This is a genomic window from Acinetobacter sp. ANC_7511, from assembly GCF_056779975.1.
The window spans coordinates 1-8,850 of sequence record NZ_JBWYIY010000033.1; the positions used below are offsets into that span (position 1 = coordinate 1).

Sequence of the window (8,850 nt, forward strand, 5' to 3'; positions counted from 1 at the left end):
CTAATTTATATCCAGTCCATGATGGTAAAAACCATCATAAACTAGACATTTTTATTGGTGAGAATATAGACACTTTAAATGGTTTCTAACAGAGTGATTTCGTATAATATAGATTATGTTAAATTAAGTACACTTGAATGATATCAGCGTTAGTGTATCAAGCATTAAAATTGAGCCCTCATTATTTATAAAAGCGTGTATTGGGCTGAACGAGCAGCCAATTCAGTTTATGCAAAATCTCAATATGTTATTGGGTCAATGTCCGATAAAGGTGATGTTTTACCGAAAGATTATAAAAAGGCATTGGATTGGTACACTAGGGCAGCAAATCAAGGCAATAATGATGCTACACAAGCTCTTAAAACGATGAAAAGTAAGTTGATTACAAATAATTAACTCACCTAACAGTTTAGGAAATAAAAGAAGGCAGTTAAAAAATCTGCCTTTTTATTTATTGTTGAATTCTATTTTTAAGCTAACTTTTTTGTTAAATACCCATAAAATATTAGCTATATAGCTAACATTTGAAAATTTGTATGATATATTAGCTATATGGCTAATATTTGTGATTGGATTGCTATGATGAGTAGAGTAGAAATTGGGGAAAAAATTCGTATAGCACGAAAAGCTCTTGGTCATACACAGCAAGAATTATCAGAATTGACTCGAATTAACAAAACCACAATTTCTGAAATCGAGAATGGCCGTTTTACTGGTTCGTTTGACATATTTGAGCGTGTACTTGATACAGTAGGTTTACAGTTTGATGTATATCCGAAGCAACATTCGTTGCCCCACTGGGATGATATTGAAAATATGTTTTCGGAGGATAGCGAATGAGTACACCAAAGCTTCCAGCCAAAATCACTAATATTAAGGTATGCGCTAATCATGCTGAATTAGGCGTTTTAACATATGGTTCAGTGCACCACTATCAGCCGACTCAGGAAAAACAGCATGTATCACTCACTATGACTCGCAAAGGCATAGATGGTTATTCTTCCGGTGCACTTCACCCAATTTTTGCTCAGAATTTACCAGAAGGTTTTAATCGACGATTTATTGCTGAAAAACTTGCCAGATATGCCAAAGTTAATGACATGTATTTATTGGCACTACAAGGCAGTCAAGGAATTGGAATGCTCTCTTATAAAAGTGAGCTAAATTTGCCTGACGCAGATTCTTTAAACTTGAGTGAAATCCTATCTTACCGTAGTAAAGAACCCCTTTTTCCACAGCTATTAGAAAAATATTATCTCAGAAATTCTCTGTCCGGTATGCAACCCAAAGTGAGCATTCCGAATGCAAAAACTATTCAAACGGATAGAACAGTTCAACAAAAAGATTTAATCGTAAAGTCGTTTGATTCGGAATTTCCATTACTTACCGTCAATGAATTTGTTTGTATGCAGGCTGCGCGACAGTGTGGGCTTGAACCGCCACAAACGTACTTGTCTGAAAATTTAGAAACATATGTTGTAGAACGGTTTGATAAATCCAGTGATGGTACAAAACTAGGTTATGAAGATTTTACGACGCTCATGAAGAAATCAAATGACCCCGATGCAAAATACACAGGGAGCTACGAAACACTATTGAAAGCGACCCTTTTATACACTGGAAGCATAACTGAGGTTGAAAAAATGTATAAATGCATCGTATTCAACTGCTTAATTGGGAATGGTGATGCGCATCTGAAAAACTTTGCTCTACAGTATTCTCCGGATATGAAAAACATTTTTGTTTCACCACCATTTGATATTACGCATACACTTATATACGAATCAATAGATAATAAAATGGCGCTTAAACTCGCTGGAAGCAAAGCATTTCCTGAAATATCACATCTCTTAAAATTAGCTGAAAGCGAGCATTTTAGAATTAGAAATCCGCGAGAAATCATCGAATCTTTTAGCGAAAACATATTGGATTATCTCCAAGTATCTAATGAAGTGCAGCTATTTGATGGATTGCGGACATCTATAGAACAATCAATCTCAAATATTATAAAATCAAGCTCTAGTACAAAAATTTATCGACATGACAGAAAGAAGAAATTTGAATAATGAGAACAATAACCTATAAGTTACTGTTCTCGCCTACGCCAAAAGAATAGACGTCGTTTGTCCAAGAGATGCTTTAAATAGGCCTTGTTGCACAAACCTATCTATAAAGGCTTATTCAACATTATAATTCTCAAATGAATAAGCCCACATCTAAAATCTATCGCACAACCAATTAGCCTTCTTATAACAAAGCATTAATAAATCGAGGAAATATCTCTATTTGGTTTGATCCCAAAAACTCAATGGTACGCTCAACCAAAGGGCAAGCATGGTCGAAATCAAACCTATTCTGATGCTGCTATCCAATGCTGAACCGTACCGGGTTTGTCGGAGAGTCAGTATTCTGAGAGACTATCCCGATGACAAAATTAAAATATACCCCTGAAATCAGAGAAAGAGCGGTTCAATTATTGATTGAATCCGAAAAAGATTATCCTTCTACTTGGGCTGCAATCACAGCAATTGCGCCTAAGATTGGTTGTACTCCTGAAATACTTCGTGCCTGGCATCAAAAGCATTTAGATCAGCAAAATCCTATTAAAGTACAACAGATATCTGATCAAGAAAAAATGAAGCAAATGGAACGTGAAATTAAAGAATTAAAGCGTGCCAATGAAATTCTACGTAAAGCAGCCGCTTTTTTCGCCCAGGCGGAGCTCGACCGCCCACACAAATAATGGTGGATTTCATCCATAACAATAAAGACCTATATGGTGTTGAGGCAATCTGTAAAATTTTACCGATTGCACCATCGACCTATTACCGACAGTTGGATCTGACCGAGAACCCAGAAAAGCGCTCAAAACGCGATTTACATGACGTGCATCATGCTGAACAAGTGAAACGAATTTGGAAAGAAAGTTCGGGTCGATATGGTGTACGTAAAGTCTGGCAACAATTGAAACGTGAAGGCTATATTGTTGCACGCTGTACGGTTGCTCGATTGATGCAAAATCTAGGCATACAAGGTGTTTGGCGCGGTAAGAATAAACAAACTACTCGTAGCCGAGATGATCAAAAGCGTGCACCTGACTTGGTGAAACGCAATTTTACTGCTGATCATCCTGACCCTTGCGAAGCAATGCTTCTCAGGTCGCTGACTTCACGTATGTTCGAACCAATTCAGGCTGGGTGTATACCGCCTTTATTATTGATGTGTTCTCACGAGCCATTGTTGGATGGAAAGTATCTACACGAATGAATACAGATATGGTGCTCGATGCATTGGAGCAAGCATTACATGATCGAGGCATGCCAAAGCACGTGATTCATCATTCCGATAGAGGTGTGCAATATCTTTCCATTCGCTATACCAATCGTTTAGAAGCAGCAAATTTACGAGCATCAGTTGGTACGACTGGTGATTCATACGATAATGCTTTGGCTGAAACGGTGAATGGCTTATACAAAACAGAAGTGATTGAATATCTAAAAGCAGATTGGCAAGGTTTAGTAGATGTACAACTTGCGACATTAAACTGGGTGGATTGGTTCAATAAAAAGCGTGTACATAGTGCTCTAGGTTATGTATCGCCATTTGAGTTTGAAGCAATGTACTATGATAAGGTTAATCCGTTAGGTCAGGTGGCCTAACTTAAATAAAAATCTCTCCGACAAACCCGGTACGGTTCAGGGTGTCAGCACTTCAGGCTATTATGCTTGGCGAAAACGCCAGGCCAATACAGCGCAGAAATATAATGATTTAAAAGCCGCATATTGGCAGCATCGTGCACGATTGGGTGCACCTTCATTGGTACATGACATGCATGATTTAGGTTAAAGCATGAGTGAACGCACTATTGGAAGAATGCTGAAAAAGCTGGGTTTACGCAGCAGGATTGCGCGTAAATTCAAGCATACCACTGATTCAAACCATCGTTTGCCTACAGCACCCAATCTGTTAGAGCGTCAATTTACAGTCATTCAGCCTAACAAGGTTTGGACAACGGATATTGCTTATATCCGTGCCAAGCAAGGTTGGCTGTATTTATGTGTGATGCTGGATCTATTTAGTCGTCGTATTGTGGGGTGACAAACCAGCCATCGAATAGACCGCCAATTGGTGTGTAATGAGTTTCATTATTCAATGGCTCGTCAGGGCTATCCAACAGGTGTTATGGTTCATTCGGACCAAGGCAGTCAGTACTGTAGTCGTGATTTTAGAGCACTCTTGCTGACAAATGATTGTATTCAAAGTATGTCTAGACGAGGAAACTGTTGGGATAATGCCGTGACTGAAAGCTTTTTTCATACATTGAAAGGCCATGTGGTGCATGACAGTGTGTTTGTCACTCGAAAAGAGGCGAATGCGGTCTTGTTTGATTATATTGAGATTTATTACAATCAGGTCAGAAGGCATTCTGCAAACGTTTGGTTAAGTCCAGAAGCCTTTGAACAGAAATATTTCAAGAATTTAGAGGGATCGATTGTCCACGATACTGTCTAGGATCACACATCACCTACTTTGTGTTTGATAATTTGTATTGTTAGTATTCAATATAAGAAAGTTACCTGTTTTTGTTTAAGACTTCGACACTTTTATAAAAACGGATAACTTTCTCTTGTCAATAACTATGTCAGATCAAGCCTGAACTAATATCTAAATATCAAAGAATACTGTTTCATTTTCACCTTGAATACGAATATCGAAACGATAAACGATCTGACCATCACGCTCTTCACGCTTAGCAATGAGTGTTTGACGACGTGGCGCCCACTCAATACCATTCAAAATTGGGTCTTTCGCATTCACTTCAGCTTCATCCTCGAAGTAAACTCGAGTATGTAAACCTAAATTGATACCACGCGCAAAAATAACCAGCGCGATATGTGGTGCTTGCTGTGAACCCTTACGTCCAGGAACAGCACCTGGTTTGATCGTATCGAAGCTCCAAAAACCAGTGTCAAAATCCGCACCCGCTCTACCCCAACCTAAAAAGTTTGGATCTGGCTGCTTCCCTTGCGTATCCTGCTGACTTGGATAAACACCATTGGCATCAGCTTGCCAAATTTCTACGAGTACATCGCGAAGTGGTAAACCCAAACCGTCAAAAACTTGCCCTTCGAGGCGAATACGTTCACCTTGAGTGCCATCTTTCACCATTTGATTATTGAAGCTATGCTCAAATACTTCTATACCAGCTTGATTAGGCATTAATCCAATATGGACATATGGACCACCTGTTTGAGATGGTGTTTCATGTAATTCTTCAAATTTCCAGCCATTCATCCTGATGCTCCCTATCAAGTCAAATCATTTTCAAAATATGTCGCACGACGACCACGTAAAGTAATGTCAAAACGATAGCAACGACTATCTGCTTCAATAAAGTTGCTCTTGTCTTCGAGCGCAATTAAAGCTCTTCGCTGTTGTTCTGAAGGAACAGTTTTTAAAATTGGACAGCTATCAATTAATGTATCGCCTTCAAAATAAAACTGGGAAATCAAACGCTGTGCCCAGCCATCTGCCATCACAGAAAAATGGATATGTGCTGGACGCCACTCATTGATACGGTTACGCCACGGATAAGGTCCTGGTTTTATCGTTCTAAAAATGAAGAATCCATTTTCATCTGTGAGCATTCGACCGCAACCACCAAAGTTAGGGTCCATAGCTCCCACATACTGATCATTTGGATGGCGATAACGTCCTGAGGCATTCGCTTGCCATACTTCAATCAAAGCATTTTTAACAGGACGACCAAATTGATCACGTAAATAACCATGAATAATGACGCGTTCACCAACAGGTAAACCATCTTTTGCATAATTTAAAATTAAATCATTGTCTTTAGGACCCAATAAGTCTGCGCTAAAGTGAGGTGCAGTAACCTCGGTTAATGTTTGCGCAATCGAAATCAGTGCATTTTTCGGGGAACGTAATACACTGGTTTTATATCCCGGTGCATATGCTGGTGGATGATCATCTGTATTTCGCTGTGCATAAGCACCCATCAGAATTTGAGACATGAATCTCTCCTTATTCAATTTAAAATATCGTCCGTTTATTTAATTTTCTCAGGCGAAATGCCTAACTCTGCAAATACTTCTTCTGCCATATGCATTGCAGCATTGGCTGCAGGCAGACCTGCATATAAAGACGCATGCAAAAATAATTCTTTAAGATCATCTTTGGTAACGCCATTGTTGAAACAAGCACGAATATGCATTCTGAGCTCTGCTTCACGCCCCAATGCAAGTAAGATTCCAATCGTCACCAAACTACGTGTGTGTCTTGGCAGTCCTGGTCTTGACCAAACCTCACCCCATGCAAAACGACTAATAAAGTTTTGAAAATCAGCATTAAATTCGTTTAAATTTTCAAGTGAACGCCCGACATGGGCTTCACCCAAGACTTCAGTACGGACTTCTAGCCCCTGCTTATAACGTTCTTCATCATTCATGAGGTTGTTCCTCTTTAAAATTGAAATTATTTGATGTTCAGATGTGCTTAAGACTGAATAAAAGCAAGCAATGCTTGGTTAAATTCAACTGGTCGCTCAATATTGGATAAATGCGATGCATCTATGACTGCAAGTTGACAGTCAGGTATATGTTGTTTTAAAAACTCACCATCATTCACTGTGGTCACAGGATCTAAGCCGCCACATAATGCCAAACAAGGCACAATAATTTTTCCAAGTTGATTGCGTAAATCCGTCTGAGCTAAGGCACGACAAGAGGCTGCATAGCCTTTAGGCTGAGTGACAGACAAACTCTGAATGGTTTTTTGAGCTGTCACATCGTGTAAATAATCAAATTGTTCACTAAACCAACGCGTATGTGTAGTACTGACGATATCAGCCAAACCATTTTGTTCAACCGCATCTGCACGACTCAACCATGCCTCGGCATTTCCAATTTTTGCTGCTGAATTTGCAATGGTAATAGAGTTAAAACGCTCTGGTGCAATTATGCCTAATTGAATCCCAGTAACTCCCCCCATGGAGATACCACAAAAATGCGCTTTTTCTATAGAGAAATGATTGAGTACATCAAGGACATCATTGGCTAAATCAATGATTGTGGTATTTTCAATGACACTACTTCTTCCATGACCACGTGTGTCGTAGCAAATCACATCATAATCTTTGGAAAAATAATCAATTTGGGCTTGCCACATGCCATGATCAGTGCCCAGTGAGTTTGAAAAAATGATGCTTGGTTTTGTATCGTCACCAAAACGATAGACCGCAAGCTGCTGACCATTACGATTATTGATTAATGTCATTATGGTGTACTTCCTTGAACGCTCTCTAGTACCGCATCTATTTGTGCTTGAGTATTTCCTAGATAATGTTGCGGATTAAAAATCTGACGGAGTTGATCTAGATCAAAAATAGCTAATATTTCTGGATTATTTTGTACAACATCGAGTAAGTGTCGTTGTTCGGCAACTGCTTGCTTACAAGCAGCTTCCACAAGATGATGTGCATTCAATCGACCCATCTGAGGTGCGAGTGACATCATCAGTGCTTCAGCCATGATTAATCCTTGCGTGCACTCTAAATTTCTGAACATATTTTCAGGATCTACTTCTAATCCCGTAAATACATCGATTGCTCTACTTAAACTGCCCGCCGTCAGTTGAAATAACTCTGGTAACGCTAGCCATTCAGCATGCCATGCACCTAAACTTCGTTCATGTTCTTGTACTAAGCTTTGGTAGATACTTGACATTAATGCAGGGACGCGATTTGCAGCGGCTAGAATTGAAGCAGCTGCAACAGGATTACGCTTATGAGGCATCGTCGATGACCCTCCACGCCCAGCACCACTCGGTTCAAACACTTCTGCAATTTCTGTTTGCATCATGAGTGACCAGTCACGGGCCATCTTGCCCAAGTTTCCTGTAATCGTTGCAAGTACATGTGCAATTTCGGCTACACGATCTCGCTCCCCATGCCATGTACATACGGGTGTATTTAAACCAAGTTTTTGTGCGTAGGTACTCACTACAGCCGAACCATATTCAGTTAATGAAGCTAAAGTACCTACCGCACCACCTAACTGCGCTGTTAAGACATGTTGCTGTAACTGCTGAACACGCTTTAAATCTCGATCTAAACTAGAGAGCCACCGTGCTGTTTTATGTCCAAAGGTAAGCGGTAAACCTTGTTGCAACCATGTACGTCCGATCATCACCTGATCACGGTATTGAATCGTCAGTTTTTTAGTTGCCTGAATAGCCTGGATAAGTTGCTTTTCGATCAGCTGTAACGCATCTTGAGCTTGCAGCATAAAGGCCGTATCAATGATATCTTGGCTGGTCGCACCCCAATGCACATAACGAGAAGCATCTTCATTGATTTTTTTCACAGCAGCAGTGAATTGCTTTACGAATGGAATTGCAATATTGCCAGCGAGACCACTGGACTGTGCCAAATGATCAAAATTAATAATGGAATGAATTTCTTGTGCTGCAACACGTTGAATCGTTTCAGCAGCAATTAAGGGAATAACACCAACTTCAGCTTGAGCTTGAGCCAGTGCAACCTCTGCACGCAACATATATTTTACGAGTGCTTCATCACTAAATATGATATTTACATCATTCTGATAAAACAAACTTCCATATAACTGACTCATAACTTATCCCTATTACGCTTCATCATGTGTTTCACCATAAAGCGTCTGTCCAAAAATTGCTGTTAAACTTTTTCAATAATTAAAGCGATGCCTTGACCCACACCGATACACATAGAGCACAATGCATATTTGCCACCAGTTGCTTCTAGTTGGTTGAGAGCAGTCGTCACCAAACGCGCACCTGATGCACCCAATG

The 8,850-nt window shown here is 39.8% G+C and carries 8 protein-coding genes, 4 pseudogenes and 1 other annotated feature; of the genes and pseudogenes, 6 read left to right on the forward strand and 6 right to left on the reverse strand.

The genetic code is table 11. The annotated features are described in order from the left end of the window. The first annotated feature begins 195 nt into the window (after positions 1–195). From AC1M9L_RS14490 to AC1M9L_RS14515, 6 genes and pseudogenes are all read left to right on the forward strand, one after another. Positions 196–396: a hypothetical protein gene (locus AC1M9L_RS14490; protein WP_481592525.1), complete on the forward strand. Its 201-nt coding sequence runs from the start codon at positions 196–198 to the stop codon at positions 394–396. Positions 397–579: 183 nt separating this feature from the next. Continuing rightward, positions 580–840: a helix-turn-helix domain-containing protein gene (locus AC1M9L_RS14495; protein WP_035270813.1), complete on the forward strand. Its 261-nt coding sequence runs from the start codon at positions 580–582 to the stop codon at positions 838–840. Beyond that, a complete protein-coding gene (locus tag AC1M9L_RS14500; protein WP_481592526.1) occupies positions 837–2,066 on the forward strand; it encodes a type II toxin-antitoxin system HipA family toxin in 1,230 nt (409 codons plus the stop codon). Before AC1M9L_RS14495 ends, AC1M9L_RS14500 begins: the two co-directional genes overlap by 4 nt. Before the next feature lie 134 nt (positions 2,067–2,200). Then, positions 2,201–2,375: pseudogene (locus tag AC1M9L_RS14505) on the forward strand (transposase); the annotation flags it as partial. A 50-nt stretch (positions 2,376–2,425) separates the two neighbouring features. Then, positions 2,426–3,659: pseudogene (locus AC1M9L_RS14510) on the forward strand (IS3 family transposase). Continuing rightward, positions 2,701–2,817, forward strand: a sequence feature (AL1L pseudoknot). It overlaps the preceding pseudogene by 117 nt. A gap of 40 nt (positions 3,660–3,699) precedes the next feature. Continuing rightward, positions 3,700–4,512 (forward strand): annotated as a pseudogene (locus AC1M9L_RS14515) (IS3 family transposase); the annotation flags it as partial. A gap of 153 nt (positions 4,513–4,665) precedes the next feature. On the opposite strand, the gene pcaG reads toward AC1M9L_RS14515, so the two are convergent. The 6 genes and pseudogenes from pcaG to AC1M9L_RS14545 all read right to left on the reverse strand — a co-directional run. After that, positions 4,666–5,295, reverse strand: a complete 630-nt coding sequence (gene pcaG / locus AC1M9L_RS14520; protein ID WP_481592527.1) for a protocatechuate 3,4-dioxygenase subunit alpha — start codon at positions 5,293–5,295, stop codon at positions 4,666–4,668. A gap of 14 nt (positions 5,296–5,309) precedes the next feature. After that, positions 5,310–6,035, reverse strand: coding sequence for a protocatechuate 3,4-dioxygenase subunit beta (gene pcaH, locus AC1M9L_RS14525; protein WP_092766916.1), 726 nt, complete (start codon positions 6,033–6,035; stop codon positions 5,310–5,312). Between the two features lie 35 nt (positions 6,036–6,070). Beyond that, complete coding sequence (gene pcaC / locus AC1M9L_RS14530; protein ID WP_035269644.1) at positions 6,071–6,469, reverse strand: 4-carboxymuconolactone decarboxylase; 399 nt, start codon at positions 6,467–6,469, stop codon at positions 6,071–6,073. 47 nt (positions 6,470–6,516) lie between these two features. Continuing rightward, complete coding sequence (gene pcaD, locus AC1M9L_RS14535; RefSeq protein WP_171076801.1) at positions 6,517–7,299, reverse strand: 3-oxoadipate enol-lactonase; 783 nt, start codon at positions 7,297–7,299, stop codon at positions 6,517–6,519. After that, positions 7,296–8,654 (reverse strand): 3-carboxy-cis,cis-muconate cycloisomerase, encoded by a 1,359-nt coding sequence (pcaB, locus tag AC1M9L_RS14540; protein WP_481592528.1) that lies wholly within the window; start codon positions 8,652–8,654, stop codon positions 7,296–7,298. Before pcaB ends, pcaD begins: the two co-directional genes overlap by 4 nt. A 62-nt stretch (positions 8,655–8,716) precedes the next feature. Next, a pseudogene (locus AC1M9L_RS14545) lies at positions 8,717–8,850 on the reverse strand (acetyl-CoA C-acyltransferase); the annotation flags it as partial.

Coding starts and splice junctions, on each gene's coding strand:
- AC1M9L_RS14495 (WP_035270813.1), top strand. CDS start 580: ATGATGAGTAGAGTAGAAATTGGGGAAAAAATTCGTATAGCACGAAAA.
- AC1M9L_RS14500 (WP_481592526.1), top strand. CDS start 837: ATGAGTACACCAAAGCTTCCAGCCAAAATCACTAATATTAAGGTATGC.
- pcaG (WP_481592527.1), bottom strand. CDS start 5,295: ATGAATGGCTGGAAATTTGAAGAATTACATGAAACACCATCTCAAACA.
- pcaH (WP_092766916.1), bottom strand. CDS start 6,035: ATGTCTCAAATTCTGATGGGTGCTTATGCACAGCGAAATACAGATGAT.
- pcaC (WP_035269644.1), bottom strand. CDS start 6,469: ATGAATGATGAAGAACGTTATAAGCAGGGGCTAGAAGTCCGTACTGAA.
- pcaB (WP_481592528.1), bottom strand. CDS start 8,654: ATGAGTCAGTTATATGGAAGTTTGTTTTATCAGAATGATGTAAATATC.